The organism is Kitasatospora sp. NPDC056273 (assembly GCF_042268845.1).
Lineage (GTDB): Bacteria > Actinomycetota > Actinomycetes > Streptomycetales > Streptomycetaceae > Kitasatospora.
In genome coordinates, this window is the sequence record NZ_JBHJSJ010000047.1 from 2,061 (window position 1) to 27,574 (window position 25,514).

A 25,514-nucleotide genomic window follows, 5' to 3' on the forward strand; every position below is an offset into this window, starting at 1 on the left:
CCGTTACTGTGCGCGATACTGGGATTGAACCAGTGACCCCTACCGTGTCAAGGTAGTGCTCTCCCGCTGAGCTAATCGCGCCTGATGTGGCGGTCCTGCAGCAAGCCCCGAGGGGCCTGACGTGCGCGATACTGGGATTGAACCAGTGACCCCTACCGTGTCAAGGTAGTGCTCTCCCGCTGAGCTAATCGCGCCTGGTGCGGCGGTGTTGCAGCAGACCCCGGAAGGCCCGTTACTGTGCGCGATACTGGGATTGAACCAGTGACCCCTACCGTGTCAAGGTAGTGCTCTCCCGCTGAGCTAATCGCGCCTGATGTGGCGGTCCTGCAGCAAGCCCCGAGGGGCCTGACGTGCGCGATACTGGGATTGAACCAGTGACCCCTACCGTGTCAAGGTAGTGCTCTCCCGCTGAGCTAATCGCGCCTGGTGCGGCGGTGTTGCAGCAGACCCCGGAAGGCCCGTTACTGTGCGCGATACTGGGATTGAACCAGTGACCCCTACCGTGTCAAGGTAGTGCTCTCCCGCTGAGCTAATCGCGCCTGATGTGGCGGTCCCGCAGCAAGCCCCGAGGGGCCTGACGTGCGCGATACTGGGATTGAACCAGTGACCCCTACCGTGTCAAGGTAGTGCTCTCCCGCTGAGCTAATCGCGCGGGGAGGCCTCCCGGAAGAACCGGGAGGACCTCTTGGAGGTGGAGACGGGATTTGAACCCGTGTACACGGCTTTGCAGGCCGTTGCCTCGCCTCTCGGCCACTCCACCAGGCAACACATGAAGAACGATCTTACACTGTTCTCCATCGAGCGGACGACGAGATTCGAACTCGCGACCCTCACCTTGGCAAGGTGATGCTCTACCAACTGAGCCACGTCCGCCTGTCTCCCGGGGGGCTTCACCGCTTTTCTTCGGCTGCGCTCCCTGGCGACGTGTTGAACTCTAGCGGATTCCCGGGCCAGCTAAAAATCCGTTCCCGCAGCATGCCGAGGGGATGGCCGGCGAGTGCCGTCCCGTCAGCCCTCCCGGCCGACCACCGGCCGCCACCTGCGCCGCTCCCGGACGATCATCCGCAGGCCACCCGGCGCACACCCGCACGACGCACGCGACTGCTCGTACGCGGGGGCGCGAGCCGGGCCGGGCCCACGCCCCCCGACCTACACTTCAGGCACCGCCCCCCAGCACCACCGCGCAGGAGAACCGTGTCCGGCCACCCCGCCCCCCGCACCCCGCTCGCCCGCTTCGGCGGCCGCCTCGCCACCGGACTGCGCGACGTCACCTCGGACCCGGCCGCCCTGGACTCCGCCGGCTACTGGGCCGTCGCCTACGACTTCGAGGGCCGCCTCACCTGCGCCCGCTTCGACGAGGTCCGCCCCGCCCCCGCCCCGCCCTCCGGCGCCGGCTGGCGCGGACCGGAGGCTGGCGGCTGGCACAGCTCCCTCGACCGCGCCGCCTACACCGCGGGCGTCCGCCGCATCCGCGAGCACATAGCCGCCGGCGAGGTCTACCAGGCCAACCTCTGCCGGGTGCTCTCCGCGCCACTGCCCGACCCGGACCGCAGCGACGTCGACGCCCTCACCGGCCTCCTCGCCCACGGCAACCCCGCCCCCTACGCCGGCACCGTCCGCCTGCCCGACCACGGCGTCGAGATCGCCACCGCCTCGCCCGAGCTCTACCTGCGCCGCACCGGCCGCACCGTCTCCTCCGGCCCGATCAAGGGCACCGGCCGCACCGAGGACGACCTCCTCGACAAGGACCACGCCGAGAACGTGATGATCGTCGACCTGGTCCGCAACGACCTCGGCCGGGTCTGCGGGACCGGCACCGTCACCGTCCCCGACCTCTGCGCCGTCGAGAAGCACCCCGGCCTGGTCCACCTCGTCTCCACCGTCGAGGGCACCCTGCGCGAGGGCGCCGGCTGGCCCGAACTCCTCGCCGCCACCTTCCCGCCCGGCTCCGTCACCGGCGCCCCCAAGTCCAGCGCCCTGCGGATCATCGACGCACTGGAGACCGCCCCCCGCGGCCCGTACTGCGGCGCCGTCGGCTGGGTCGACGCCGACCGCGGCGAGGCCGAACTCGCCGTCGGCATCCGCACCTTCTGGATCGACCGGACCGACCCCGCCGCACCCGTCCTGCGCTTCGGCACCGGCGCCGGCATCACCTGGGGCTCCGACCCCGAACGCGAATGGGCCGAAACCGAACTGAAGGCCGCTCGCCTGGTCGCGATAGCGTCGGGCGGCGAACCCGGTGGCGAGTCCGGCAGCGGATCCGACCCGACCGGGGCCTGAGCCCCCACCGCCTAGGAGCAGCACCCGATGCACAACCGCACCACGAGCTGGGTCAACGGGGCCCTCGTCGACTCCGCCGACGCGACCGTCTCGGTCCTCGACCACGGCCTCACCACCGGCGACGGCGTCTTCGAGACCCTGAAGACGGTCGACGGCCGGGCCTTCGCGGTCACCCGCCACCTCGACCGGCTCACCCGCTCCGCCCGCGGCCTCGGCCTGGCCGACCCCGACCACGACCTGGTCCGCGAGGCCTGCGACCAGGTCCTCGCCGCCAACCCCGCACCGCTCGGCCGGCTGCGCATCACCTACACCGGCGGCAACGGCCCGCTCAGCTCCGAGCGCGGCACCACCGGCCCCACCCTGGTCGTCGCCCTCAGCGCGATCGGCCACCGCCCCGACGAGACCGCCGTCGCCGTCGTCCCCTGGCGCCGCAACGAGCACAGCGCCGTCGCCGGCCTCAAGACCACCTCGTACGCCGAGAACGTCGTCGCCCTGGCCGCCGCCCACCGCGCCGGCGCCTCCGAGGCCCTGTTCGCCAACACCGCCGGCCTGCTCTGCGAGGGCACCGGCTCCAACGTCTTCGTGGTCCTCGGCGGCCGCCTGCTCACCCCCGCCCTCGTCTCCGGCTGCCTGGCCGGCATCACCCGGCGGCTCGTCATCGACTGGTGCGGCGCCGAGGAGGCCGACCTCCCGCTCACCGCCCTCCAGGACGCCGAGGAGGTCTTCCTGACCTCCACCACCCGCGACGTCCAGGCCGTCACCCGGGTCGACGACCGCGAACTGCCCGGCATCGGCCCCGTCACCGCCAAGGCCATGGCCGTCTTCGCCGAGCGCAGCGGCGACGACCTCGACCCGTGATCCCCGGCCGGGGAGCAGGCCGACCGCGTGGATAACCTCCCCCGCAACGGGAAGGGACCACCACATGACCACCACGCTGCGCCCCGAGGGCCCGGAGACACCCACCGCGGCCGGCGGCCGCACCAGACGCTGGCTGATCCTCTCGAACGGCCGCCCGGTCGGTGCGGTGCGCACCACCGCTGACCCGCAGGGCGGTCAACTCTTCGGGAGAATATCCGAGTTGGAAGTCACCGAGGGCCGCGGCCGGGGCCGCGGCACCTTCGGCGGGCTGGCCGCCGAGGAGGTGCTGCGCACCTGGGGCTGCACCCGGGTCGACGTCGCCGTCCCGGAGTCGGCCGCGGCGGCCCGGGGGCTCGCCGCGACCCTCGGCTACACCGAACGGGCCCTGGCCATGTCCAAGCCGCTGGTCGACGCCCCCGAGCTGCCCGTCGGGCTGAGCGCGCGCCCCTTCGACGACCCGGCCGAACTCCGGGCCTGGTACGAGGAGTCCGCGGACGACTACGTCCGCATGATGGTCGGTTCCGGCCTCACCGAGGAACAGGCCCGCGCCCGCATGGCCGCCGGGCCGCAGAGCCCGCCCCCGCCGGACCCGGAGGCCCCCGGCATGGTCGTGCGCCGCCTGTACGGCGCCGACGGCGGAGAGGGGCCGTACGGCCTGCTCTGGCTGCAGCCGCGCCTGCGCGACCAGCCGGACGGCGAACCGCTCGCCTGGGTGATGAAGGTCGAGGTGTCCCCGGCCCATCAGGGCCAGGGACACGGACGCACGCTGATGCTGCTCGCCGAGCGCGAGTGCCTGGCCGCCGGGGTGCGGCACCTCGGCCTCAACGTCTTCGCCGGCAACGAGGTCGCCATCCGGCTCTACACCTCGCTCGGCTACCGGGTCACCGAGCGCGTCTACGGCAAGCAGCTGTGACCGGGCGTGCGGTCAGGAGGACTTCGCCGCCTCGAGGACGGCCACGATCCGCTCGCGCAGCCCGTCCTGGCTCTGCCCGCCGTCGAGGCGCTTCCCGCCGATCACGTACGTCGGCGTGCCCGTGACCCCGATCGCCTTGCCCTCGGCCTGGTCGGCGTCGACGGTCAGCATGTGCCGGCCGTCGACCAGCGCGGTGTCGACCTCCTCGACGTCGGCCCCGACCTCCCGGGCCACCTCCAGCAGCACCTGATGCCCGCGCGCGTCCAGCTCCGCGGTGCGGGCCAGCAGGGCCTCCACGAAGGGCCAGCCCAGCCCCTGCGCGAACGCCTCCTCGGCCGCCTCCGCGGCGGCGTAGGCGTGCTTGTGCTTCTCCAGCGGGAAGTGCCGCACCTCCAGCGGCAGCGCGTCGCCGTACTGCGCGCGCAGCGCCCGTACGTCGTCCAGCGCGGTGTGGCAGTCCGGGCACTGGAGGTCGCACCAGAACTCGAGGCGGGGGAGGGAACCATCGATCATTCCCTCAGTGTTCCACTAGTGGGCGCCCGCTCCGGCCGGAGGTGCGCCCGAGGGCGGACCGAGAGGAAGGCACCGATGACCAGGACGACCGGACACGAAGGAGCGGCCCCGTGCTGAGCGCGGCGATCAGCTTCATCCTCACGGCGGGCGGAGTGGCCTTCGCGGGGCTGCGGGCCTACCGGCGGCGCTTCCTGTCGGCGACCCGCTGGTTCGCGGTGGCCCTGCTGCCCGCCGGGCTCTACCTCACCGGCCTGTTCCCGCTGGCGAGCACGATCGCCCGGGAGTTCGCGGACTGGGCGACCAGGCTGGTCTTCGACCCGCGGGTCTGGACCGGCATCGCCCTGCTCGGCGTCTCCGCGGTCCTGCTGGTCACCACCCGCTGGGTGGGCCGCCGGGGCGGTACGGCGGTGGAGAGCGCCCCGGAGCGCCCGGCCGCGGCCGGGCCGGCGCCCGAGCGGCCGGCGGTGGCGGCGCCGGCACCCAAGGCAGCGAAGAAGCCGGCCGCGGGCAAGCGGGAGGACGGCCTCGGCGACTTCGCCGACATCGAGGAGATCCTCCGCAAGCGCGGGATCTGAGCGGGACGGGTGGATCCGGCGGACCGGGCGGGCCCGGGCGGTCAGGCGGAGGGAACGGCCTCCGCCGACCGCTGCCGCGCCCGGTAGGCGGCGACGTGCAGCCGGTTGCCGCAGGTACGGCTGTCGCAGTAGCGCCGCGAGCGGTTCCGGGAGAGGTCCACGAAGACCCGCGCGCAGTCCGGCGCCTCGCAGCGGCGCAGCCGCTCCCGCTCGCCCGCCATGAGGATGAAGGCCAGCGCCATGCCCAGCTCGGCCGCCAGGTGGTCGCCGAGCGCGGCGTGCGGCGCGAAGTAGTGGATGTGCCAGTCGTGGCCGTCGTGGTTGGTCAGCCGGGGCGTCGTCCCGGCGGCCGCGACCATCGAGTTGACCAGCTCGGCGGCCTCCGCGGTGGACTCCGTCGCGAACACCTCGCGCAGCCGGGTGCGCAGCTCGTGCACCCGCCGCAGGTCGTCCTCGGTCAGCGAGTCGATCTCGCTGATCTCCTGGCGGACCACGAAGGCGTCCAGTGCGGCGATGTCCGGCAGCCGCTCGGCGCCGCACACCTCGGGCGCGGTGTTGAGCAGCTCCACGAGGAGGCTCAGCGCGCACTCGGTGTCATGGGTGATCAGCACGTTGGGGGCTCCTCGCACAGGGGGACTCCGATACCCCGCGTCCGCGGTTACCCCAGACCCTACCGGGCCTCGTACCGGTAGGGCGGTGCCTTCTTTCGAAGATGTGTGCGCAGTCCGGCAAGGCGTCCGAAACCGGACACCGCCCGGGCCGGACGGCCCCCGGGGCACCGTCCGTAGGGCCGCCGGAAGACGTCGGCGCCCGGCACCGAGGCCGGCCACCCGTGAGGATGACCGGCCTCGGTGCCGGGCGCCTGCGGTGCTGGGGCCCGCTCCGGGGGAGCGGGACCGCCTCACCGGCCCCGAGACCGCGTCGTGCGCGGCTGAGTCCGCTGCCGTGCCCCCGAGTAGGACGGCTGCGATGGCGGCAGGCGGTATGGCCCCGCCGACAGCGGGGCGTGACCGCCCTCCGGACGGGGTCAGCTTTCGGCGAGGATGTGGGACAGCTCCCGGTCGAGGTCGAAGTGACGGTGTTCGGTGCCGGGGGGCACCGCGGCGTCCGTCCGCTTGAGGAACGACTCAAGCGCTCGGGCCGGGGCCTCCAGCAGGGCTTCTCCTTCCGGAGAGCTCAGTGCGATGCAGACCACCCCTTGCCCGTGACTGCGGGACGGCCACACCCGGACGTCGCCGGTACCGGTGGGTCGGTGCAGCCCCTCCGCGAGGAGATCTCGGGCGAACACCCACTCCACGGTCTCGTCGGCGCCCGTGTGGAACGTGGCGTGCACGGCGTAGGGGTCGGCGGTGTCATAGCGCAGGCCCGCGGGGACGGGCAGTGAGGACTCGCTGGACACGATGAGGCGCAGGTGCAGCTCGCAGCTGACCGTGGTGTTCATAAGCGCCATGGCCTTTCGCTCAGTGTGCGCTCGGGGAATCGCACGTCGGCGAACGGACCATCCCACCCCCAAGACCGATGTAAACCCCTCTGTCCCGATTCGGGCGCGAGTCGTACCCCTTACGGCGCATTGCGGAATCGCCCCGCAGCGGCCGGGCCGGGCATTACCCGGGCGCTACTTGGTTAGTTTCCTGGCATGACTGTGCGAAACGACAAGAGGCGCGGGAACACGGGAACGGGTGAAGCGGCTGTGGCGGTTGACGCACCCGGTCCGGCGGGTGGTGATCTCCCTGGCCGGCCCCGCGAGGGTGCGCTCGGACCGGTCGCGCCGCCGCCCGGCTGGTGATCTTCCTGGGTGCGGGGACCGGCCCCGCACCGGATCCGCCGCGAGGTCACGGAGGCCGCCCGGCGGGCCGTGACCCGCGGGTGCGCCGCCGCGAACCGGGGCGGCCGGACGGGAGCCCAGGGGGCGACCGGGAGCGGGGTCGCGGGCGGGGAGGGTGGTCGGAGCACCCTCCGGGATGCGGTAATGTTTTCTCTGCACCCGGGCGATTAGCTCAGCGGGAGAGCACTTCGTTCACACCGAAGGGGTCACTGGTTCGATCCCAGTATCGCCCACCGGAATGCACAGTGATACGTGAGGCCCAGCCGATTATCGGCTGGGCCTCACGTGTATTTCCGGAATCCGCCCGAAGAGCCGTCGGTAATCGCCTGAGGCACAGTCATCTTCCGCGTGGGGCGCGAGTTCTGCGGAGGTGTCGGCAGTACCCGGAACGGGCGAGTTGTACGACCGGCCCCGAATGGTGCTACAGTTCTTCTCGTTGCCCGGGCGATTAGCTCAGCGGGAGAGCACTTCGTTCACACCGAAGGGGTCACTGGTTCGATCCCAGTATCGCCCACCCGGACAGCACGCAGGCCCTGACCAGGAAACAGGTCAGGGCCTGCGGCGCGTTCAGGCCCGGGATACCGGGGCCGCCCGTCTACGCCGCCGCCTCGCAGCCGTGCTCCGGCTCCAGCCGGCGCCCGCAGCCGCACCGGGCCGGCCGCAGCGGCCAGGACAGGTCCACCCGCTCCGCCTTCCCCGAGCGGTCGAACCAGTTCTGCAGCCCCCGCGCCTGCGCCGCGTGCCAGACCGCCTGCCGCAGGTGCAGCTCCGCCGCCGACAGCCCGCCCAGCGCCGCCGGGTAGCGGGCCCCGATCCGCCGGGTCAGCGCCAGCGCCGCCGCCGCGTCCGCCGCCGCGTCATGCGCCCCGGCCAGCTCCACGCCGTAGTGGGCGCACAGGTCGGTCAGCGTCCGGCGGCCCTTGCGGTAGCGGTCCACGTGCTTGTCCAGCACCCGCGGATCCAGCACCACCAGCCCGGCCGCCGCCGGCCCCCCGGCCAGCGTCAGCCCGTGATGACGGCGCAGCTCCCGGTCCAGCAGCGTCAGGTCGTAGGGCGCGTTCATCACCACCACCGGGTGCCCGGCCAGCGCCTCGGCCGCCAGCGCGTGGGCGACCTCCGCCACCACCGCGCGGGCCGGACGCCCGTGGGCGCGCACCCGCTCGTCGGTGATGCCGTGCACCGCGCGGGCGCCGTCCGGGATCGGAACCCCCGGATCGGCGAGCCAGGTGGTGGTCCGCGCCGGTGCGCCCGGCGCGAGCTGGACGACCAGGGCGGCGGAGACGATCCGGTCGTTCTCCACGTCCACGCCGGTCGTCTCGGTGTCGAAGGAGGCGAGCGGGCCGGTGTACCAGTGCTGCTGCATGACTGCCCCTCAGACGAGCGTTGCGCCCGGTTGATACCCGGTTCTGACGCCCCTTCAACCCGTTTGGCCCAAGCCCGACCGGGGATCCTGCCCATGACTGTCCCGATCGAATCGACCGACCCGTCCGGACACCGGGACGGGCCCGAGCCGGGGGAGGCCACGGGGCGATGGCACTGACCCAGCCGCAGCCCGAGGAGGCGGCGGCCGCACCGCGGGGGAACCTCGCGGTCACCGCCTGCATGGAGACGTTGCAGGTCGGCTACCTGCACGCGGTCGCCGCCGCGGCCGGCTGCTCGCTCTCCCAGCCGTTCCCGGACAACGGCATCGACTGGCACGTCAGCCACGGCTCCCGGGCGCACGAGGTGGACGACGAGGTCACCGTCAAGATCCAGCTCAAGGCCACCCAGCAGGTCGCGCCCGACCCGGCCGGACCGTTCTTCAGCTTCACCCTGGACAACGACCACCTGCGCAAGCTCGCCCGGCCCCGGGTCGCCGTGCCGCGGATCCTGGTCGTGATGCTGCTCCCGCGCCGGGTCGACCACTGGCTGCGGGCCCGCCCGGACGCCCTGGAACTGCGGCACTGCTGCTACTGGGTCAACCTGGCCGGCCACCCCGTCACCGGGCAGCGGCGCACCAACGTCCGGGTGCCCACCGACAAGGTCTTCGACGACCGCGCGCTCTGCGACATCATGGCCCGGATCGGCGCGGGCGGCAGCCCGTGACGGCCCGGCCGCGGCAGGGAGGAACCGGACCCATGACACCGCCGTACCCACCGGGCGAGCCGGCCCGGCCCCTGCCCGACCCGGCCGCCGTCGACCCCGCCGTGCTGGCCACCCTGCTCGCCCGGCACGGCTGGGTCCGCCGCGGCGGACCGGCCGCCCGGTACGGACGCTGGACCCCGCCCGACGAGGAGCCCGGCACCAGCCTGCTCGTCCCGGCCGGGGACGGCTTCGACGACGCCGTCGAACTCCTCACCGACGCCGTCGCCGCGCTCTCCCGCGCCCGTACCCCCTCCGCCCGCTCGATCCTGCTCGCCCTGGCCGTCCCCGGCGACGAACTGCGCTGGCACCGCGAGCCGCCCGGGCCCGCCGGGACCGTCTCCTGGGACGAGGCCGAGCGGCTCAGAGGGGCGGCCCGAGGGATGCTCGCCGCAGGCGCCAAGGCCGCCCGCACCAGGGTCGGCTACTTCGGAGCCCGGCTGGACGGCCTCGCCGGGGACTACCTGGACCGCGTCCTGCTGGTCGAACAGGGCGCCGCCCTCACCGCGCACACCCCCGCCCCCGAGGGCCGCGCCGCCGTCACCACCCTGGTCCGGGCCCTGGAGGCGCTGCGCGACGCGGTCGACTACCGGCGGGTCAGCGGCGGGCCCGAGGCCTTCGGGAACGCCGTCCGGGCCGGGGTCAGCCGCGAGCTCGTCCGGTCCGTCGAGGACCTGGTGCGCGACGCCACCGCCGCCCGGCTCAGCGTCGCCTGGTCACCCGCCGCCGGGACACCGGGCGGCTTCGGCGACCGCCGGATCGACCTCGACTTCTCACCCGGCGACCTGCCCGCCCTGGCGGAGGCCGCCGACCTGCTGGAACGGACCGAACCCGCCATCGCCGTCACCGTGCTCGGCGTGGTCACCCGGCTCAAGCGCGCCGACCCGGCCGGACCGGGCTCGGTACGGCTCCGGGTGCTGACCGGCGCCGACGTCCGCGAGCTCAAGCTCCGCCTGCCCGACCCCGACTACCGGCTCGCCGCCGAGGCCCACCTCGCGGGCCTGCCCGTCCGGGTCTCCGGCCGGCTGGACCGGCACGACGGCTTCCGCCGGCTCGTCCGCCCGCACGGACTGGAGCTCCGCGGCTGGGAGGACGGGGACCGCGAGCGGCTGCTGAAGTCGCTCGGAGAGAAGGCGGAGGAAGGGGGAGGAGGGGCGTAGGTGGACGGCAGGGGCGGCGCTCTCGGTACCATCGTCACGCGCAGCGCAGTGTTGCGTCCTCTGAAATCCAGCACGTCAGGAGAGACCGGTGACGGACGTCCGGGTAATCATCAGCCGCGAACCCGATCGGGAAGAGCGCGTGGTGACGACGGGCACCACGGCCGCCGAGCTCTTCGCCGACGACCGCTCGATCATCGCCGCCCGTGTCGGCGGCCAGCTCAAGGACCTCGCCTACGCCGTCCAGGACGGCGACGAGGTCGAGCCGGTCGAGATCGGCAGCAAGGACGGCCTCGACATCCTGCGCCACTCCACCGCGCACGTCATGGCCCAGGCCGTGCAGCAGCTCTACCCCGAGGCCAAGCTCGGCATCGGCCCGCCGGTCAAGGACGGCTTCTACTACGACTTCGACGTCGAGAAGCCCTTCCACCCCGATGACCTCAAGGCCATCGAGAAGCGCATGCAGGAGATCATCAAGCGCGGGCAGAAGTTCTCCCGCCGCGTGGTCACCGACGAGGCCGCCGCCGAGGAGCTGGCCGCCGAGCCGTACAAGCTGGAGCTGATCGGCCTCAAGGGCTCCGCCGCCACCGCCGGCGAGGGCGCCGACGTCGAGGTGGGCGCCGGCGAGCTCACCATCTACGACAACCTGGACGCCAAGACCGGCGAGCAGTGCTGGGGCGACCTCTGCCGCGGCCCGCACCTGCCCAGCACCCGCCACATCCCGGCGTTCAAGCTGATGCGCAACGCGGCCGCCTACTGGCGCGGCAGCGAGAAGAACCCGATGCTCCAGCGCATCTACGGGACCGCCTGGCCGACCAAGGACGAGCTCAAGGCCCACCTCGACTTCCTCGTCGAGGCCGAGAAGCGCGACCACCGCAAGCTCGGCAACGAGCTCGACCTCTTCTCCATCCCCGAGGAGATCGGCTCCGGCCTCGCCGTCTTCCACCCCAAGGGCGGCATCATCCGCCGGGCCATGGAGGACTACTCGCGCAAGCGGCACGAGGAGGAGGGCTACGAGTTCGTCTACACCCCGCACGCCACCAAGGGGAAGCTCTTCGAGAAGAGCGGTCACCTCGACTGGTACGCGGACGGTATGTACCCGCCCATGCAGCTCGACGAGGGCGTGGACTACTACCTCAAGCCGATGAACTGCCCGATGCACAACCTGATCTTCGACGCGCGCGGCCGCTCGTACCGTGAACTGCCGCTGCGCCTCTTCGAGTTCGGGACGGTGTACCGCTACGAGAAGTCCGGCGTCGTGCACGGCCTGACCCGGGCCCGCGGCTTCACGCAGGACGACGCGCACATCTACTGCACCCGCGAGCAGATGGCGGAGGAGCTCGACTCCACGCTGACCTTCGTGCTCAACCTGCTCCGCGACTACGGTCTGACCGACTTCTACCTGGAGCTGTCGACCAAGGACCCGGAGAAGTACGTCGGGACGGATGAGGCCTGGGAGGAGGCCACCGCCGTCCTGGCGAGCGTGGCCGAGAAGCAGGGCCTGCCGCTGGTGCCGGACCCGGGCGGCGCGGCCTTCTACGGCCCGAAGATCTCGGTGCAGGCGCGGGACGCCATCGGCCGGACGTGGCAGATGTCGACGATTCAGTTGGATTTCAACCTCCCCGAGCGCTTCGACCTGGAGTACACCGCCGCGGACGGCTCGCGTCAGCGGCCGGTCATGATCCACCGGGCGCTGTTCGGCAGCATCGAGCGGTTCTTCGCGGTGCTGCTGGAGCACTACGCCGGCGCCATGCCGCCGTGGCTCGCCCCGGTCACCGTCACCGGCATCCCGATCACCGACGAGCACGTGCCGTACCTGCTGGAGGTCGCGGCCGAGCTCAAGAAGCACGGGATCCGGGTCGAGGTCGACACCTCGGACGACCGCATGCAGAAGAAAATCCGCAACGCACAGAAGACCAAGACGCCGTTCATGCTGATCGCGGGCAACGACGATGTCGAGGCGGGTGCGGTGTCCTTCCGCTACCGCAACGGCGAGCAGAAGAACGGCGTGCCCCGTGACGAGGCCATCGCCGAGATCGTTGATGCTGTGGCGCGTCGTATCCAGGTGTGAGGTGGGCCCCGCCTGAGCGGGGGTAGTCCGAAGATTCGGAACGCGCACCGGAGGAAGGTGCCGTAGGCCCCGCGTTCGCGGGGTTGCGCGGGGCAGGCTCTCGATGAGTCTGCCCCGCGCGGCTTTGCAAGCCCTGTCGGGCGAATATGCTGATCAGCATGACGACTGAGCCGGAACTTCAGCGGGGCGTCGGCGAGCCGGACGGCTTCCGCCGCTTGTGGACGCCTCATCGGATGGCGTACATCCAGGGTGAGAACAAGCCCACCGGCCCGGCTCCGGACGACGGTTGTCCGTTCTGCTCGATCCCGTCGCTGAGCGACGAGGAGGGGCTGGTCATCGCCCGGGGGAGTGCCGTGTTCGCGGTGCTGAACCTGTACCCGTACAACGGTGGGCACCTGATGGTGGTCCCGTACCGGCACGTCGCCGACTACACGGACCTGGACGAGGCCGAGACGGCCGAGCTGGCGGACTTCACCAAGAAGGCGATGACGGCGCTGCGGGCGGCCTCCGGGGCGCACGGGTTCAACATCGGGATGAACCAGGGCGCGGCGGCCGGGGCCGGGATCGCGGCGCACCTGCACCAGCACGTGGTGCCGCGCTGGGGCGGGGACACCAACTTCATGCCGGTGGTCGGCCACACCAAGGTGCTGCCGCAGCTGCTGGCGGACACCCGGAAGATGCTGGCCGAGGTCTGGCCGCAGGGCTGATCCACAGCACGAGCGCAAGAGGGCCCCACCGAAGAGATCCCGGTGGGGCCCTTCCGCGTTCCGCGGGTCAGCCGGCGTTGAAGGTGTCGACGTCGTACGGGCGGGGGCTCTGCGCCTCGGACTTGATGATCGAGGTGCGGTTCTTGAAGAAGCGGTCGGCGTCCAGGTCGTGCTCCTCCAGGAACTCCAGGGTGGCCGCGTGGACGGCGGCGAGCACCGGGACGGAGGCGTTCTGGGCGTTGTCGACCATGGAGCGGTTCTCCCAGGCCCGGCCGGCCCAGATGTGCCGCAGCCCGAACGGCTCGGGCAGGCCGAGTCCGCCGCCGAGCCAGGTGAGCAGCCCGGGCATCCGGTAGAACGGGGCGCGGACGGCCTGGCGGACGACCTCGTCGTTGTCGATCAGGGGGAGCTTGACGGTGCGCTCCTCCCAGAACTTCACGGTCTTGGCGACCGACTTCTCCTTGTCCTTGGGCTTGTCGAAGAAGACGCCCTTGACCGGGCCGAGCGCGTAGCCGGACACGGTGATGTTGAGGACGTTGGCGAGCAGGGTGACGGTGACGGTGAAGGTGAGGACCAGCTTGCCGTCGTGGGTGATGAACTGGGTGGCGAGGTAGTGCCGGGGGCCGCCGGAGAAGGTCTGCTTGTCGGCGACGCTCTGGACGGCGAAGTCGCGCATCCGGTCGCCGTCCATGTCGGCGTTGCCGGGGCGGCTGATCTCGTCGGCGCCCTCGCCGATGTCGAAGACGACCCACTGCTTGATGGCGACGTTGGGCATGCCGCTGTTGGCGACGTGGCTGACGCCGAGGCCCTTCAGGTGGGAGGAGATCCGGCGGATCAGGTCCCAGGGGTGGAAGGCGCGGAAGTCGACGTGGCCCTCGGCGGGGTGGAGGGTGTCGGCGAGGCGCCATTCGCCCCAGCGGCGGCCGGCGCCGAGGATGCCCTTGGGGCCGGCGTAGTGGTGGATGTTGGTCTCCTGCTCGGCGTCCAGGCGGCCGAGCTTGTCGCGCAGGTCGGCGGCCTTCTTGTCGAGGTCGTCCCGGGGGACGGCCTTGGCGACGGTGGCGGCGACGGCGCTGCCCTCGACCAGGGCCTGCCAGCGGCTGCGCAGGTCCTTGGCGGAGCGCTCGACGATCCGGCGGGCGAGGTACCAGCCGATGACCGGCGCGAGCATGGTGACGCGCAGGTAGACGCCGATGAAGCCGGTGGCCGGCGGGCGCAGGGCGAGCAGGACGGCGAGGGCGGCGGCCGCGGCGAGCACGATGCCGCCGTAGACGGCCGCGTTCTTCGGGTTGTCCCGCTTGAGCCAGGCGCGGAGCTGGAAGGCGCCGAGCCAGACGAGGGTGCCGGGGAGGAAGAGCACGCCGGTGGCGATGGAGACGGTGCTGAGCTGCCGGTCGCGGGTGTTGCGCAGTTCCTCGGCGGCCAGGCAGTGCTCGACGACCTGGCGGGTGTCGACTCCGAAGGCCGGGACGAGGGGTTTGCGGGCGCCGCCCAGGGCGCGGGAGACCAGCGCCTTGCTGAAGGCCTCGCCGAGGTTGGGGCGGAAGAGCGCGAAGCGGCCCTTCTTCGCGGTGGCGTCGGTGACGGCGCCGACGAAGCCCTGGATCTCGCCGTCGCGGTAGGCGGTCGAGGAGAGTCCCTGGGTGATGGCGGTCTGCGGCCCGGTGTCGGTCCGGGGTATCTGCGCACCCGGGGTCATGTCGAGTGTGGTCACGGTGGCGTCCCCTCCTCCCCTTGTCAGCGGCAGGTTACCGTGCCGTGGCACCCCCGCGCGGATGATCGTCTGAAGTACCGTCACCGGAGGCCTGAGGGGCATGATGCCCAGCTTCGGGCGGGTCGATGCCCGCCGTGGGAGGGATGGGGGCGGTGGGGCAGGATGGGTGGTGGGAGTGACGAAAGGGGCGCGGCCGTGAAGGATCCGGTGCTGGTCTTCGACGGGGACTGTTCGTTCTGCTCGTCCTGCGTGCGCTGGGCGGAGCGGTACCTGCGGCAGACGCTGGCCTCGGGGGGCTGGGAGGCGGTGCCGTTCCAGTTCGCGGACCTGGCGGGGCTGGACGGGCGTGCGGGCGGGCGGGGCGAGGTGTCGGCGGAGCGGGCGGAGCGCGAGGTGCTCTGGGTGACGCCGACCGGCCGGGTGTACGGGGGCGCGCAGGGGGTTGCGCGGCTGCTGATGCGCTCCGGCGGGGCGTGGGCATATCTGGGCGCGGTGTTGACGGCGGCGCCGGTGCGGCCGGTGGCGGGGGTGGTCTACCGCTGGGTGGCGCGCAACCGGCACCGGATGCCGGGGGGTACGGCGGCGTGCGCGCTGCCGGCCCGGAAGCCCGTCCGGCCGTAGACCCGTCCGGCCGTGGTCGGGCGCGGTGCCGCTCAGTCGGTGTAGCGCTCGGCCAGGGCGGCGGGCATCGGCTCGTGGCGCAGGTAGGCGCGGGAGAACTCGGCGGTGCCGTGGGTGAGCGAGCGCAGGTCGACCGGGTAGCGGACGAGTTCGAGCTCGGGGACCTCGGCGCGCAGCAGGGTGAGGCCGGTGCCGCCGGTCTCGCTGCCGAGGACGCGGCCGCGGCGGGCGGAGAGGTCGCCGAGGACGGCGCCGAGGTAGTCGTCGGGGAGCAGGACGCTGACGGCGGCGACGGGCTCGAGCAGGCGGATGACGGCGTGCTCGGCGGCGTCGCGCAGGGCGAGGGCGGCGGCGTTCTGGAAGGACGCGTCGGAGGAGTCGACGGAGTGCGCCTTGCCGTCGGTGAGGGTGACCCGGACGTCGACGAGCGGGTAGCCGGTGGCGACGCCCTTGGCGAGCTGGGCGCGGACGCCCTTCTCGACGGAGGGGATGAAGTGCTTGGGGACGGCGCCGCCGACGACGTGCTCCTGGAACTCGAAGCCGGAGCCGGCCGGGAGCGGTTCGACCTCCAGGTCGCAGATGGCGTACTGGCCGTGGCCGCCGGACTGCTTGACCAGGCGGCCGTGGCCGGCGGCGGCGGTGCCGAAGGTCTCGCGCAGGGCGACCTTGGGTTCGACGGTGTCGACGTGGACGCCGTGGCGGGTGCGGAGGCGGTCGAGGACGACCTCGGCGTGGGCCTCGCCGGTGCACCAGAGGACGAGCTGGTGGGTGTCGGGGTTCTGTTCGAGGCGTAGGGCCGGGTCCTCGGCGGTGAGGCGGGCGAGGGCCTGGGAGAGCTTGTCGTCGTCGGCCTTGCTGTGGGCTTCGACGGCGATCGGGAGGAGCGGTTCGGGGAGGGTCCAGCCGTCGAGTTCGACGGGGTGGCCGGGGTCGTGGACGGTGTCGCCGGCGCGGGCGGTGGTGAGTTTGGCGGCGCAGACGAGGTCGCCGGCGACGGCGTGCGGGACGGGGCGCTGGAGTTTGCCGAAGGGGCTGGTGAGGGCGGTGACGCGTTCGTCGCCGTTCTGGTCGGCGGTGTGGGCGGTGCCGGTGAGGTGGATCCGGGTGTCGGGGCGCAGGGTGCCGGCGTAGAGGCGCAGCAGGCTGATCCGGCCGACGTAGGCGTCGCCGGTGACGCGGACGACCTGGGCGGCGAGCGGGGCGTCGGGGTCGCAGGCGGGGGCGGGGCGGGTGCGTTCGGTGGGGTCGGGGAAGGTGTGGGCGATGAGGTCGAGGAGTTCGGCGGCGCCGAGGCCGTTCTCGCTGGTGGGGACGGCGGGGTGGAGGGTGCAGGAGAGGACTTCGCGGCGCAGGCCGGCTTCGAGGGAGTCGGTGTCGAGGGGGTCGCCGGAGAGGTAGCGCTCCATGAGGGTGTCGTCCTGGCCGGAGATGGCCTCGACGAGGCTGTCGTGGGCGGGGGTGGTGTCGGGGAGGGGGTCGGTGTCGCCGTAGGTGTCGCCGGTGAGGAGGTCGACGCTGCCGTCGGGGTGTCCGTCGTGGAGGACGGGCAGGAAGAGCGGGCGGAGGGTGTCCGGGCCGAGGTCGAAGGCGTCGTGGCAGGCGGTGAGGATGTCGTCGAAGCCGGTGTGGGCGAGGTCGAGTTTGGCGACGGCGATGGCGCGGGGGATGCCTTCGGCGGCGCATTCGCGCCACAGGGCGCGGGTGGGGGCGGTGACCGGGTCGGTGGCGGAGACGACGAAGACGGCGGCGTCGGCGGCGTGCAGGGCGGCGCGCAGGTCGGCGGTGAAGTCGGGGTGGCCGGGCGGGTCGATCAGGTTGATCTTGACGCCCTTCCATTCGAGGGGGAGGAGCGCGAGCTGGACGGAGCGCTGCTGCTGGTGCTCGATGTCCTCGTGGTCGGAGACGGTGGTGCCGTCGGTGACGCGGCCGGCCCGGCCGGTGGCGCCGGAGGCGAGGGCGAGGGATTCGGCGAGGGTGGTCTTGCCCACACCGCTGGGGCCGATGAGGACGACGTTGCGCAGGTCCTTCGGGCCGTTGACGGGGGGTGCCTGGCCGGCTCGTGCCGTGCTGCGGTCGGGCATCGGGGTCTCCTCCCGTGGCGCCGAGGCTGTCTTTGGCAGTCTAGGGTCGGGTTCTGCTGGGCGCGTGTCGTAGGGGCCGGTCGGTGACGGTCCGTGTGTGGGTGGTGGCGGGGGCGCCGACCCGGCGGTGCGTGCGCCGGAGCGTGTCTCCGGCGTGGCTACGATGGGTGGGCCGGACGGGCTGATCCGCCCGGCCGTCTGCCGCGCGTTCCGCGCCAGGCGGTATCTGGGAGATCGGAGCGGCTGGGAAGGCCATGCTCAACAAATACGCGCGTGCCTTCTTCACACGTGTCCTGACCCCGTTCGCCGCGTTCCTGATCCGCCTCGGTGTGAGTCCGGACGCCGTGACGCTGATCGGTACCGCCGGTTCGGTGGCCGGTGCGCTGGTGTTCTTCCCGCGCGGGGAGTTCTTCTGGGGCACCATCACGATCACGCTGTTCATCTTCTCGGACCTGGTCGACGGGAACATGGCCCGCCAGTTGGGCCGGACCTCGAAGTGGGGGGCGTTCCTCGACTCCACCCTGGACCGGGTCGCGGACGCGGCGATCTTCGGTGGTCTGGCGATGTGGTACGCGGGCAAGGGTGACGACAACCTGCTCTGCGCGGTGGCGATCTTCTGCCTGGCGAGCGGTCTGGTGGTGTCGTACACGAAGGCGCGGGCGGAGAGCCAGGGTCTGCCGTGCGACGTGTCGGGGCTGGTGGAGCGGGCCGAGCGGCTGGTGGCCAGCCTGGTGGCGGCCGGGGTCGCGGGTCTGCACACGTTCGGTGTGCCGTACGTGGAGTGGCTGCTGCCGGTGGCGCTGTGGCTGGTGGCGGCGGGCAGCCTGGTGACGGTGTTCCAGCGCATGCTGACCGTGCGCCGGGAGGCGTTCGAGGCCGACCGAGCGGCGGCCGGGAGCTGATGGGGGGCGTCCTGCGGTGACGGACCGACTGGTGTACTGGGCGTACGCGCTGGGGTGGGGGCTGCTGAAGCACCTGCCGGAGCGGGTGGCCGCGGGGCTGTTCGACCGGCTGGCGGACTACGCGTGGCGCAAGCGCGGCAAGCGGGTGCTCCAGTTGGAGGCGAACCTGCGCCGGGTCCGTCCGGGCTTGGACGAGGCCGCGATGCGGGAGCTGTCGCGGGCCGGGATGCGCTCGTACCTGCGGTACTGGATGGAGTCGTTCCGGCTGCCGGTGTGGAGCCGGGAGCGGGTGGCCCGGGATGTCCAGGTGGACGGCTTCGAGCACCTGCGGGAGACGCTGGAGGCCGGTCGGGGCGCGGTGATAGCGCTGCCGCACATGGGCAACTGGGACCTCGCGGGGACCTGGGTGGCGCAGCAGGGCTACCCGTTCACCACGGTCGCGGAGCGGTTGAAGCCGGAGCGGCTGTTCGACCGGTTCGTGGAGTTCCGGGAGGGCCAGGGCATGGAGGTCCTGGCGCTGACCGGCGGTTCGGTGAACGTGATCGGGACGTTGGCGCGGCGGCTGCGCGAGGGCCGGCTGGTCTGCCTGGTGGGGGACCGGGACCTGTCGGAGGCGGGTATCGGGGTGACGTTCTTCGGTGAGGAGACCCGGATGCCGGCCGGTCCGGCGGCGCTGTGCCAGCGGACCGGGGCGGCGCTGATGCCGGTGACGCTCTGGTACGACGGTCCGGTGCTGCGGGGCCGGATCCACCCGGAGGTGCCGGTGCCCGAGGAGGGCGACCGCAAGGAGCGCACCCGGGCGATGACCCAGGCGATGGCGGGGGTGTGGGAGCGGGGCATCCGCGAGCACCCGCAGGACTGGCACATGCTGCAGAGGTTCTGGCTCGCCGACCTTCCGGTCCGTGAGACGGTGAAGGCGGCGCCCGCGGAGCGCGCGGAGGGGGCCCCGGAGCCGGTGGCCGAGGCCTCCGGGTCCTGATCCGTTCCGCCGTCCCGCCCGCACGACCGTCCGAAGGAGCTTGAGGAACCCGTGAAGATCGGCATCGTCTGCCCGTACGACTGGGACGTCCCCGGTGGGGTGCAGTTCCACATCCGGGACCTGGCCGAGCACCTGATCGGCCTGGGGCACGAGGTGTCGGTGCTGGCGCCGGCCGAGGACGACGAGGCGCTGCCGCCGTACGTGGTCCCGGCCGGGCGGGCGGTGGCGGTGCCGTACAACGGGTCGGTGGCGCGGCTGAGCTTCGGCATCCTGTCGGCGGCGCGGGTGCGGCGGTGGCTGCACGACGGCCGTTTCGACATCCTGCACGTGCACGAGCCGGCCGCGCCGAGCCTGTCGATGCTGGCCGCCTGGTCGGCGACCGGGCCGATGGTGGGGACGTTCCACACCTCCAACCCGCGGTCCCGGATGATGATCGCGGCCTCGCCGATCCTCCAGCCGGGGCTGGAGAAGATCCGGGCCCGGATCGCGGTGTCGGAGTACGCCCGGCGCACCCTGGTGGAGCACCTGGGCGGGGACGCGGTGGTGATCCCCAACGGCGTGGACGTGGGCTTCTTCGCCGAGGCCGAGCCGGACGAGCGCTGGACGGGCGGTGCGGCGAAGGGGGAGCCGGGCACGATCGGCTTCATCGGCCGGATCAACGAGCCGCGCAAGGGCCTGCCGACGCTGCTGGCGGCGCTGCCGAGGATCCTGGCGGAGCGGCCGGGGGTGCGGCTGCTGGTGGCGGGCAAGGGCGACGAGGAGGAGGCGGTCGCGGGCCTGGCGCCGGAGGTGCGCCGGCAGGTGGAGTTCCTCGGCATGGTGAGCGACCGGGACAAGGCCCGGCTGCTGCGCAGCGTGGACCTGTACGTGGCGCCGAACACCGGGGGCGAGAGCTTCGGGATCATCCTGGTCGAGGCGATGTCCGCGGGTGCGCCGGTGCTGGCGAGCGACCTGGACGCGTTCAAGCAGGTGCTGGACGGCGGGGACGCGGGCGAGCTGTTCCCGGTGGAGGACGCGGACGCGCTGGCCCGTACGGCGCTGCGGCTGCTGGGTGATCCGGCGCGGCTGGAGGAGCTGCGGGAGGCGGCTTCGCGGCACGTGCGGCGGTTCGACTGGTCGACGGTCGGCGCGGACATCCTGGCGGTGTACGAGACGGTGACGGCGGGCCAGGCGGCGGTGGTCGAGGAGGACGTGCGCAGCGGTCGGCGCGGCCGGTTCGGGCTGGCCCGGGACTGATCCCCGGGGCCGGTGGGGTTAGGGTCGGGCGTCCGTACCACTGCGATCCACGGGGGCGACGATGCCGCAGATCTCCGTCGACTACTCGGCCGACCTGGCCGGAACCTTCGACCGCCGGGGCCTCGGCCTGGCGATCAACCGGCTGGCCGAGGCGACGATCGACGCGAAGCCGGAGTCCTGCAAGACGGTGTTCCGGCAGAGCGAGCTGCTGGTGGTCGGGACCAGCGGGGCGGCCGGCGACACCCAGGTGTTCGTGGAGTTCCAGATCTTCCCGGGTCGTTCGCCGGAGGCGAAGGCGGCGCTGAGCGAGGGCGTGCTGGCGCTGCTGGCGCGGTTCGTCCGGCCGAGGCCGGGCACCCGGCTGTTCACGGCGGTGAACATCGCGGACATCGACCGGGAGAGCTACCGGAACGCGACCGCCCGGGGCTGAACCGGTGACACCGGGTAACGTAGCGGCCCGTGACTACCTGGATCTGGGCCGGCGTGGCCGTGGTGCTGTTCGGCATGTACCTGAGTTGGACGGCCGGTCGGTTGGACCGGCTGCACGCCCGGATCGACGCGGCGCGGGCGGCGCTGGACGCGCAGCTGGTGCGCCGGGCCTCGGTGGCGATGGAGCTGGCGACGTCCTCGCTGCTGGATCCGGCGGCCTCGCTGCTGCTGCTGGACGCGGCGCACGCGGCCCGGCAGGCCGATGACGAGCAGCGCGAGGTGGCGGAGAGCCAGTTGAGCCTGGCGCTGCGGGCGGTGTTCGAGGAGCCGGAGCAGATGGCGGCGCTGGTGGCGGAGCCGGGTGGCGAGGACGCGGTTCGTGAGCTGACGGCCGCGGTGCGGCGGGTGCCGATGGCCCGCCGGTTCCACAACGACGCGGTGCGGGCGGCGCGGGCGGTGCGCGAGCACCGGCTGGTGCGGTACTTCCGGTTGGCGGGGAAGGCGCCGTTCCCGTTGGCGTTCGAGATGGACGATGCACCGCCGCCCGCTCTCACGCCCGAAGGGGCGCCTGCTTAAGGTGTCACCCGGATACGGCCCGTTTGTCGTGTCCCGTCGTCCTGGCTGGACTTGGTGGCGCATGAGTGGGCCATCCGGTCTGCCTACCATAGGGCGATAGCACTGATTCATCTTCGAGTGAGGTCTCACGTGTCCACGACCCCCACCACCGCAGACCAGCCGCAGATCGGCACCGCCCGGGTCAAGCGCGGCATGGCCGAGCAGCTCAAGGGCGGTGTGATCATGGACGTGGTCAACGCCGAGCAGGCCAAGATCGCCGAGGACGCCGGCGCCGTGGCCGTCATGGCCCTGGAGCGGGTCCCGGCCGACATCCGCAAGGACGGCGGCGTGGCCCGCATGTCCGACCCCAACATGATCGAGGAGATCATCGAGGCGGTCTCCATCCCGGTGATGGCCAAGTCCCGCATCGGCCACTTCGTCGAGGCCCAGGTGCTCCAGTCGCTGGGCGTCGACTACATCGACGAGTCCGAGGTGCTGACCCCGGCCGACGAGGTCAACCACTCGGACAAGTGGGCCTTCACCACCCCCTTCGTCTGCGGCGCCACCAACCTGGGCGAGGCCCTGCGCCGCATCGCCGAGGGCGCGGCCATGATCCGCTCGAAGGGCGAGGCCGGCACCGGCAACGTCGTCGAGGCCGTCCGCCACCTGCGCCAGATCAAGAACGAGATCGGCAAGCTGCGCGCGCTGGACAACAACGAGCTGTTCGCCGCCGCCAAGGAGCTGCGCGCCCCGTACGAGCTGGTCAAGGAGGTCGCCGAGCTCGGCAAGCTGCCGGTCGTGCTGTTCTCCGCCGGTGGCGTGGCCACCCCGGCCGACGCCGCGCTGATGCGCCAGCTGGGTGCCGAGGGCGTCTTCGTCGGCTCCGGCATCTTCAAGTCGGGCGACCCGGCCAAGCGTGCCGCCGCGATCGTGAAGGCCACCACCTTCTTCGACGACCCGAAGGTCATCGCGGACGCCTCCCGCAACCTGGGCGAGGCCATGGTCGGCATCAACTGCGACACCCTGCCGGAGACCGAGCGCTACGCCAACCGCGGCTGGTAACCACCCGCAGTTTCCGAGCCGGCCCGCCGCCGCGCCGCGGCGCGCGGCGGGCCGCGCCACGTAGTCCGTCGTAACGATCGATAGAGGTTGAAGACCGTGAGCACTCCTGTCATCGGCGTCCTCGCCCTCCAGGGCGACGTCCGCGAGCACCTGGTGGCGCTGGCCGAGGCCGACGCGCTCGCCCGTCCGGTGCGCCGCGCCGAGGAGCTGGCCGAGGTCGACGCGCTGGTGATCCCCGGCGGGGAGTCCACCACCATGTCCAAGCTGGCGCTGCTGTTCGGCGTGATGGAGCCGCTGCGCGAGCGGGTCGCCGACGGGATGCCGGTCTACGGCACCTGCGCGGGCATGATCATGCTGGCGGACAAGATCCTGGACGGCCGCGACGACCAGCAGACCGTCGGCGGCATCGACATGACGGTGCGCCGCAACGCCTTCGGCCGCCAGAACGAGTCCTTCGAGTCCGGGATCGAGTTCGCGGGCCTGGACGACGCGCCGGTGCACGGCGTCTTCATCCGCGCCCCCTGGGTCGAGGGGGTCGGCGCGGGCGTCAAGGTGCTGGCCGAGCTGCCCGCCGCGGACGGCCCGGAGAGCCGGATCGTCGCCGTGCGCCAGGGCAACCTGCTGGCCACCTCCTTCCACCCCGAGCTGACCGGCGACCACCGGGTCCACGCGTACTTCGTGCGGATGGTCGAGGAGCACCTCGCCGGTCGGTAGACCGCCGCCCACCGTGTGCGCCCCACCGCCGGCGACACCGGTAAGATCTCATCTGTTCATTTCCCTTTGGCGACGTAAAGGAGCTGGCGATGTCCGGCCACTCTAAGTGGGCTACCACCAAGCACAAGAAGGCCGTGATCGACGCCAAGCGCGGCAAGCTCTTCGCCAAGATGATCAAGAACATCGAGGTGGCGGCGCGCACCGGCGGACCCGACCCGGCGGGCAACCCGACCCTCTACGACGCCATCCAGAAGGCGAAGAAGAGCTCGGTCCCGATCGACAACATCAACCGCGCCGTCAAGCGCGGTGGCGGCCTGGAGGCCGGCGGCGCCGACTACCAGACCATCATGTACGAGGGCTACGGCCCGAACGGTGTCGCGGTCCTGATCGAGTGCCTCACCGACAACCGCAACCGCGCCGCCTCCGACGTGCGCGTCGCGATGACCCGCAACGGCGGCTCGATGGCCGACCCGGGCTCGGTCTCGTACCTGTTCACCCGCAAGGGTGTCGTCATCGTCCCCAAGGCCGACGGCGTGGACGAGGACAAGCTGTTCGAGGTCGTCCTGGACCAGGAGCCGGAGGAGATCAACGACCTCGGCGACTCGTTCGAGATCGTCTCCGAGGCCTCGAAGATGGTCGCCGTGCGCACCGCGCTGGTCGACGCCGGCGTCGACTACGACTCGGCCGAGGCCAACTTCCTCCCCAGCATGCAGGTCGAGCTGGACGTCGACGGCGCCCGCAAGATCCTGAAGCTGATCGACGCGCTCGAGGACAGCGACGACGTGCAGAACGTCTTCGCCAACTTCGACATCTCCGACGAGGTCGGCGCGCAGCTCGACGCCGAGTGATCACCGCCCAGTGATCGTCGGTGGGTGACCGGTCCCACTGCCCGGCCCGGTGGTCCCTGGACCACCGGGCCGGTGTCGTCGGCGGGGTTGTCGGACCCGGGCGGTAGCCTGCGGAGGTCCTTCGTGGCGAGTGGCAGGGAGACGGGCGAGTGGTGCGGGTACTGGGCGTGGACCCGGGGCTGACCAGGTGCGGGGTCGGCGTGGTCGAGGGCGCGCCGGGCCGGCCGCTGCGGATGGCCGGGGTCGGTGTGGTGCGCACCCCCGCCGAGGCGGAGATCGGGGAGCGGCTGCTCCAGGTCGAGCAGGGCATCGAGGCCTGGCTGGACGAGCACCGGCCCGACCTGGTCGCCGTCGAGCGGGTCTTCGCCCAGCACAACGTCCGCACCGTGATGGGCACCGCCCAGGCCAGCGCCGTCGCGATGCTCTGCGCCACCCGGCGCGGCATCCCCGTCACCCTGCACACCCCCAGCGAGGTCAAGGCCGCCGTCACCGGCTCCGGCCGGGCCGACAAGGCGCAGGTCACCGCCATGGTGCAGCGCCTGCTGCGGCTGGACGCGCCGCCCAAGCCCGCCGACGCCGCCGACGCGCTGGCGCTGGCCATCTGCCACATCTGGCGCGGCGGGGCGACCAACCGGCTGGAGGCCGCCGTCCGGGCCGCCCGCGCCACCTCCCGCTCCACTCCTCCGAAAGGCACCGTCCGATGATCGCCTTCGTGCAAGGGCCCGTGGCGGCCGTCTCCTCCGGGATCGCGGTGGTCGAGGTCGGCGGGGTCGGCATGGCCGTGCAGTGCACCCCGAACACCCTGGCCGGGCTGCGGCTGGGCGAGCCGGCCCGGCTGGCCACCTCGCTGGTGGTCCGGGAGGACTCGCTGACCCTGTTCGGCTTCGCGGACGACGACGAGCGCGCCGTGTTCGAGATCCTCCAGGCCGCGCCCGGCGTCGGCCCCAAGCTGGCGCAGGCGATCCTGGGCGTGCACAGCCCCGACGCGCTGCGCGCCGCGATCGCGGGCGGCGACGAGAAGGCGCTGGTCGCGGTGCCGGGCATCGGCAAGGCCAAGGCGGCCAAGCTGCTGCTGGAGTACAAGGACAAGCTCGGCGCCCCGCACGGGGCGGTGCCCGCGCAGAAGCCGGTCGCGAGCGGCCCGGCGCCGTGGAGCGAGCAGCTGCACTCCGCGCTGACCGGCCTCGGCTACGCCCCGCGCGAGGCGGACGAGGCGGTCGCGGCCGTCACCCCGGAGGCCGAGGCGCAGGCGGTGACGGACGTCGGCGCCCTGCTCAGGCTCGCCCTGCGCGGCCTCAACCGCGCCCGCTGACCAACTGACGATCTGTCCTTTTGTCGACACCGGAGACTCTG

25 protein-coding genes and 10 tRNA genes are annotated in these 25,514 nt (G+C 72.4%); 21 read left to right on the forward strand and 14 right to left on the reverse strand.

Going from position 1 to position 25,514, the window contains the following annotated elements:
- Nucleotides 1-9: 9 nt before the first annotated feature.
- The 8 genes from ACFCY1_RS31215 to ACFCY1_RS31250 all read right to left on the reverse strand — a co-directional run bounded on the left by ACFCY1_RS31215 (nt 10) and on the right by ACFCY1_RS31250 (nt 873).
- Nucleotides 10-81 (reverse strand) — tRNA-Val (locus ACFCY1_RS31215).
- A 41-nt stretch (nt 82-122) separates the two neighbouring features.
- A tRNA-Val gene (locus ACFCY1_RS31220) sits at nt 123-194 on the reverse strand.
- Nucleotides 195-238: 44 nt separating this feature from the next.
- Nucleotides 239-310 (reverse strand) — tRNA-Val (locus tag ACFCY1_RS31225).
- Between the two features lie 41 nt (nt 311-351).
- Nucleotides 352-423, reverse strand: a tRNA-Val gene (locus ACFCY1_RS31230).
- A 44-nt stretch (nt 424-467) separates the two neighbouring features.
- Nucleotides 468-539 (reverse strand) — tRNA-Val (locus ACFCY1_RS31235).
- A 41-nt stretch (nt 540-580) separates the two neighbouring features.
- Nucleotides 581-652, reverse strand: a tRNA-Val gene (locus tag ACFCY1_RS31240).
- Nucleotides 653-686: 34 nt separating this feature from the next.
- Nucleotides 687-760: transfer RNA gene (locus ACFCY1_RS31245), tRNA-Cys, on the reverse strand.
- A 40-nt stretch (nt 761-800) separates the two neighbouring features.
- Nucleotides 801-873: transfer RNA gene (locus ACFCY1_RS31250), tRNA-Gly, on the reverse strand.
- 321 nt (nt 874-1,194) lie between these two features.
- Here ACFCY1_RS31250 and ACFCY1_RS31255 point away from each other — a divergent pair.
- From ACFCY1_RS31255 to ACFCY1_RS31265, 3 genes are all read left to right on the forward strand, one after another.
- Nucleotides 1,195-2,280, forward strand: a complete 1,086-nt coding sequence (locus tag ACFCY1_RS31255; protein ID WP_375876747.1) for a chorismate-binding protein — start codon at nt 1,195-1,197, stop codon at nt 2,278-2,280.
- Between the two features lie 27 nt (nt 2,281-2,307).
- Complete coding sequence (locus tag ACFCY1_RS31260; protein WP_375876748.1) at nt 2,308-3,138, forward strand: aminotransferase class IV; 831 nt, start codon at nt 2,308-2,310, stop codon at nt 3,136-3,138.
- A 64-nt stretch (nt 3,139-3,202) separates the two neighbouring features.
- On the forward strand, nt 3,203-4,051 hold the full coding sequence (locus ACFCY1_RS31265; protein ID WP_375876749.1) for a GNAT family N-acetyltransferase: 849 nt from the start codon (nt 3,203-3,205) through the stop codon (nt 4,049-4,051).
- A gap of 12 nt (nt 4,052-4,063) precedes the next feature.
- On the opposite strand, the gene ACFCY1_RS31270 is transcribed toward ACFCY1_RS31265, so the two are convergent.
- Complete coding sequence (locus ACFCY1_RS31270; RefSeq protein ID WP_375876750.1) at nt 4,064-4,564, reverse strand: DsbA family protein; 501 nt, start codon at nt 4,562-4,564, stop codon at nt 4,064-4,066.
- Nucleotides 4,565-4,674: 110 nt separating this feature from the next.
- On the opposite strand from ACFCY1_RS31270, the gene ACFCY1_RS31275 reads away from it, so the two are divergent.
- Nucleotides 4,675-5,139, forward strand: coding sequence for a hypothetical protein (locus ACFCY1_RS31275; RefSeq protein ID WP_117487167.1), 465 nt, complete (start codon nt 4,675-4,677; stop codon nt 5,137-5,139).
- Nucleotides 5,140-5,180: 41 nt separating this feature from the next.
- Here ACFCY1_RS31275 and ACFCY1_RS31280 read toward each other — a convergent pair whose 3' ends face one another.
- Entirely contained in the window at nt 5,181-5,750 is a 570-nt protein-coding gene (locus tag ACFCY1_RS31280; protein ID WP_375876751.1) for a CGNR zinc finger domain-containing protein, read from the reverse strand.
- Between the two features lie 416 nt (nt 5,751-6,166).
- Nucleotides 6,167-6,580, reverse strand: a complete 414-nt coding sequence (locus ACFCY1_RS31285) for an SsgA family sporulation/cell division regulator (protein WP_030056266.1) — start codon at nt 6,578-6,580, stop codon at nt 6,167-6,169.
- A 545-nt stretch (nt 6,581-7,125) separates the two neighbouring features.
- Between ACFCY1_RS31285 and ACFCY1_RS31290 the strand changes: the two genes are divergently transcribed.
- Nucleotides 7,126-7,197, forward strand: a tRNA-Val gene (locus ACFCY1_RS31290).
- A gap of 209 nt (nt 7,198-7,406) precedes the next feature.
- A tRNA-Val gene (locus ACFCY1_RS31295) sits at nt 7,407-7,478 on the forward strand.
- Between the two features lie 81 nt (nt 7,479-7,559).
- Here ACFCY1_RS31295 and ACFCY1_RS31300 read toward each other — a convergent pair.
- A complete protein-coding gene (locus ACFCY1_RS31300; protein ID WP_074002368.1) occupies nt 7,560-8,327 on the reverse strand; it encodes an exonuclease domain-containing protein in 768 nt (255 codons plus the stop codon).
- A 167-nt stretch (nt 8,328-8,494) separates the two neighbouring features.
- Between ACFCY1_RS31300 and ACFCY1_RS31305 the strand changes: the two genes are divergently transcribed.
- From ACFCY1_RS31305 to ACFCY1_RS31320, 4 genes are all read left to right on the forward strand, one after another.
- Complete coding sequence (locus tag ACFCY1_RS31305) at nt 8,495-9,049, forward strand: DUF4365 domain-containing protein (protein ID WP_049651441.1); 555 nt, start codon at nt 8,495-8,497, stop codon at nt 9,047-9,049.
- 32 nt (nt 9,050-9,081) lie between these two features.
- On the forward strand, nt 9,082-10,245 hold the full coding sequence (locus ACFCY1_RS31310) for a hypothetical protein (RefSeq protein ID WP_375876752.1): 1,164 nt from the start codon (nt 9,082-9,084) through the stop codon (nt 10,243-10,245).
- A gap of 88 nt (nt 10,246-10,333) precedes the next feature.
- Nucleotides 10,334-12,313, forward strand: coding sequence for a threonine--tRNA ligase (gene thrS / locus ACFCY1_RS31315; protein ID WP_375876753.1), 1,980 nt, complete (start codon nt 10,334-10,336; stop codon nt 12,311-12,313).
- 146 nt (nt 12,314-12,459) lie between these two features.
- Complete coding sequence (locus ACFCY1_RS31320; protein WP_049651438.1) at nt 12,460-13,020, forward strand: HIT domain-containing protein; 561 nt, start codon at nt 12,460-12,462, stop codon at nt 13,018-13,020.
- A gap of 67 nt (nt 13,021-13,087) precedes the next feature.
- On the opposite strand, the gene ACFCY1_RS31325 is transcribed toward ACFCY1_RS31320, so the two are convergent.
- Nucleotides 13,088-14,734, reverse strand: coding sequence for a hypothetical protein (locus ACFCY1_RS31325; RefSeq protein WP_079272097.1), 1,647 nt, complete (start codon nt 14,732-14,734; stop codon nt 13,088-13,090).
- A 195-nt stretch (nt 14,735-14,929) separates the two neighbouring features.
- Here ACFCY1_RS31325 and ACFCY1_RS31330 point away from each other — a divergent pair, with 195 nt between their 5' ends.
- Nucleotides 14,930-15,355: a thiol-disulfide oxidoreductase DCC family protein gene (locus ACFCY1_RS31330; RefSeq protein ID WP_234348356.1), complete on the forward strand. Its 426-nt coding sequence runs from the start codon at nt 14,930-14,932 to the stop codon at nt 15,353-15,355.
- Between the two features lie 32 nt (nt 15,356-15,387).
- On the opposite strand, the gene ACFCY1_RS31335 is transcribed toward ACFCY1_RS31330, so the two are convergent.
- Nucleotides 15,388-17,436 carry an elongation factor G-like protein EF-G2 gene (locus ACFCY1_RS31335; protein WP_375876754.1) on the reverse strand — a complete coding sequence of 683 codons (2,049 nt, stop codon included), beginning with the start codon at nt 17,434-17,436 and terminating at the stop codon, nt 15,388-15,390.
- Between the two features lie 254 nt (nt 17,437-17,690).
- Between ACFCY1_RS31335 and pgsA the strand changes: the two genes are divergently transcribed.
- The 10 genes from pgsA to ruvA all read left to right on the forward strand — a co-directional run bounded on the left by pgsA (nt 17,691) and on the right by ruvA (nt 25,473).
- Complete coding sequence (pgsA, locus tag ACFCY1_RS31340) at nt 17,691-18,338, forward strand: phosphatidylinositol phosphate synthase (protein WP_049651434.1); 648 nt, start codon at nt 17,691-17,693, stop codon at nt 18,336-18,338.
- A gap of 16 nt (nt 18,339-18,354) precedes the next feature.
- Nucleotides 18,355-19,317: a phosphatidylinositol mannoside acyltransferase gene (locus ACFCY1_RS31345; protein WP_241852867.1), complete on the forward strand. Its 963-nt coding sequence runs from the start codon at nt 18,355-18,357 to the stop codon at nt 19,315-19,317.
- Nucleotides 19,318-19,368: 51 nt separating this feature from the next.
- Nucleotides 19,369-20,553, forward strand: a complete 1,185-nt coding sequence (locus ACFCY1_RS31350; RefSeq protein ID WP_049651432.1) for a glycosyltransferase family 4 protein — start codon at nt 19,369-19,371, stop codon at nt 20,551-20,553.
- Between the two features lie 61 nt (nt 20,554-20,614).
- Nucleotides 20,615-20,983 carry a 5-carboxymethyl-2-hydroxymuconate Delta-isomerase gene (locus tag ACFCY1_RS31355; RefSeq protein WP_049651431.1) on the forward strand — a complete coding sequence of 123 codons (369 nt, stop codon included), beginning with the start codon at nt 20,615-20,617 and terminating at the stop codon, nt 20,981-20,983.
- Nucleotides 20,984-21,012: 29 nt separating this feature from the next.
- Nucleotides 21,013-21,558, forward strand: coding sequence for a membrane protein (locus ACFCY1_RS31360; RefSeq protein ID WP_049651430.1), 546 nt, complete (start codon nt 21,013-21,015; stop codon nt 21,556-21,558).
- Nucleotides 21,559-21,687: 129 nt separating this feature from the next.
- Entirely contained in the window at nt 21,688-22,599 is a 912-nt protein-coding gene (gene pdxS / locus ACFCY1_RS31365) for a pyridoxal 5'-phosphate synthase lyase subunit PdxS (protein WP_049651429.1), read from the forward strand.
- Nucleotides 22,600-22,695: 96 nt separating this feature from the next.
- Nucleotides 22,696-23,313, forward strand: coding sequence for a pyridoxal 5'-phosphate synthase glutaminase subunit PdxT (gene pdxT / locus ACFCY1_RS31370; RefSeq protein WP_049651445.1), 618 nt, complete (start codon nt 22,696-22,698; stop codon nt 23,311-23,313).
- Nucleotides 23,314-23,402: 89 nt separating this feature from the next.
- Complete coding sequence (locus tag ACFCY1_RS31375; protein ID WP_049651428.1) at nt 23,403-24,161, forward strand: YebC/PmpR family DNA-binding transcriptional regulator; 759 nt, start codon at nt 23,403-23,405, stop codon at nt 24,159-24,161.
- Nucleotides 24,162-24,313: 152 nt separating this feature from the next.
- The gene (ruvC, locus tag ACFCY1_RS31380) at nt 24,314-24,865 is read left to right on the forward strand and encodes a crossover junction endodeoxyribonuclease RuvC (RefSeq protein ID WP_049651444.1); all 552 of its coding nucleotides are present in this window, start codon (nt 24,314-24,316) and stop codon (nt 24,863-24,865) included.
- Nucleotides 24,862-25,473 (forward strand): Holliday junction branch migration protein RuvA, encoded by a 612-nt coding sequence (gene ruvA / locus ACFCY1_RS31385; RefSeq protein WP_074002376.1) that lies wholly within the window; start codon nt 24,862-24,864, stop codon nt 25,471-25,473. The genes ruvC and ruvA overlap by 4 nt, the downstream gene beginning before the upstream one ends.
- Nucleotides 25,474-25,514: the final 41 nt, after the last annotated feature.

Excerpts from the sequence above, each read along its gene's own strand:
- ruvA (WP_074002376.1), top strand. The coding sequence starts at position 24,862 with ATGATCGCCTTCGTGCAAGGGCCCGTGGCGGCCGTCTCCTCCGGGATC.
- ACFCY1_RS31375 (WP_049651428.1), top strand. The coding sequence starts at position 23,403 with ATGTCCGGCCACTCTAAGTGGGCTACCACCAAGCACAAGAAGGCCGTG.
- ACFCY1_RS31305 (WP_049651441.1), top strand. The coding sequence starts at position 8,495 with ATGGCACTGACCCAGCCGCAGCCCGAGGAGGCGGCGGCCGCACCGCGG.
- ACFCY1_RS31285 (WP_030056266.1), bottom strand. The coding sequence starts at position 6,580 with ATGAACACCACGGTCAGCTGCGAGCTGCACCTGCGCCTCATCGTGTCC.
- ACFCY1_RS31310 (WP_375876752.1), top strand. The coding sequence starts at position 9,082 with ATGACACCGCCGTACCCACCGGGCGAGCCGGCCCGGCCCCTGCCCGAC.
- ACFCY1_RS31265 (WP_375876749.1), top strand. The coding sequence starts at position 3,203 with ATGACCACCACGCTGCGCCCCGAGGGCCCGGAGACACCCACCGCGGCC.
- ACFCY1_RS31335 (WP_375876754.1), bottom strand. The coding sequence starts at position 17,436 with ATGCCCGACCGCAGCACGGCACGAGCCGGCCAGGCACCCCCCGTCAAC.
- pgsA (WP_049651434.1), top strand. The coding sequence starts at position 17,691 with ATGCTCAACAAATACGCGCGTGCCTTCTTCACACGTGTCCTGACCCCG.
- ACFCY1_RS31260 (WP_375876748.1), top strand. The coding sequence starts at position 2,308 with ATGCACAACCGCACCACGAGCTGGGTCAACGGGGCCCTCGTCGACTCC.
- ACFCY1_RS31300 (WP_074002368.1), bottom strand. The coding sequence starts at position 8,327 with ATGCAGCAGCACTGGTACACCGGCCCGCTCGCCTCCTTCGACACCGAG.
- ACFCY1_RS31270 (WP_375876750.1), bottom strand. The coding sequence starts at position 4,564 with ATGATCGATGGTTCCCTCCCCCGCCTCGAGTTCTGGTGCGACCTCCAG.
- ACFCY1_RS31320 (WP_049651438.1), top strand. The coding sequence starts at position 12,460 with ATGCTGATCAGCATGACGACTGAGCCGGAACTTCAGCGGGGCGTCGGC.
- ACFCY1_RS31355 (WP_049651431.1), top strand. The coding sequence starts at position 20,615 with ATGCCGCAGATCTCCGTCGACTACTCGGCCGACCTGGCCGGAACCTTC.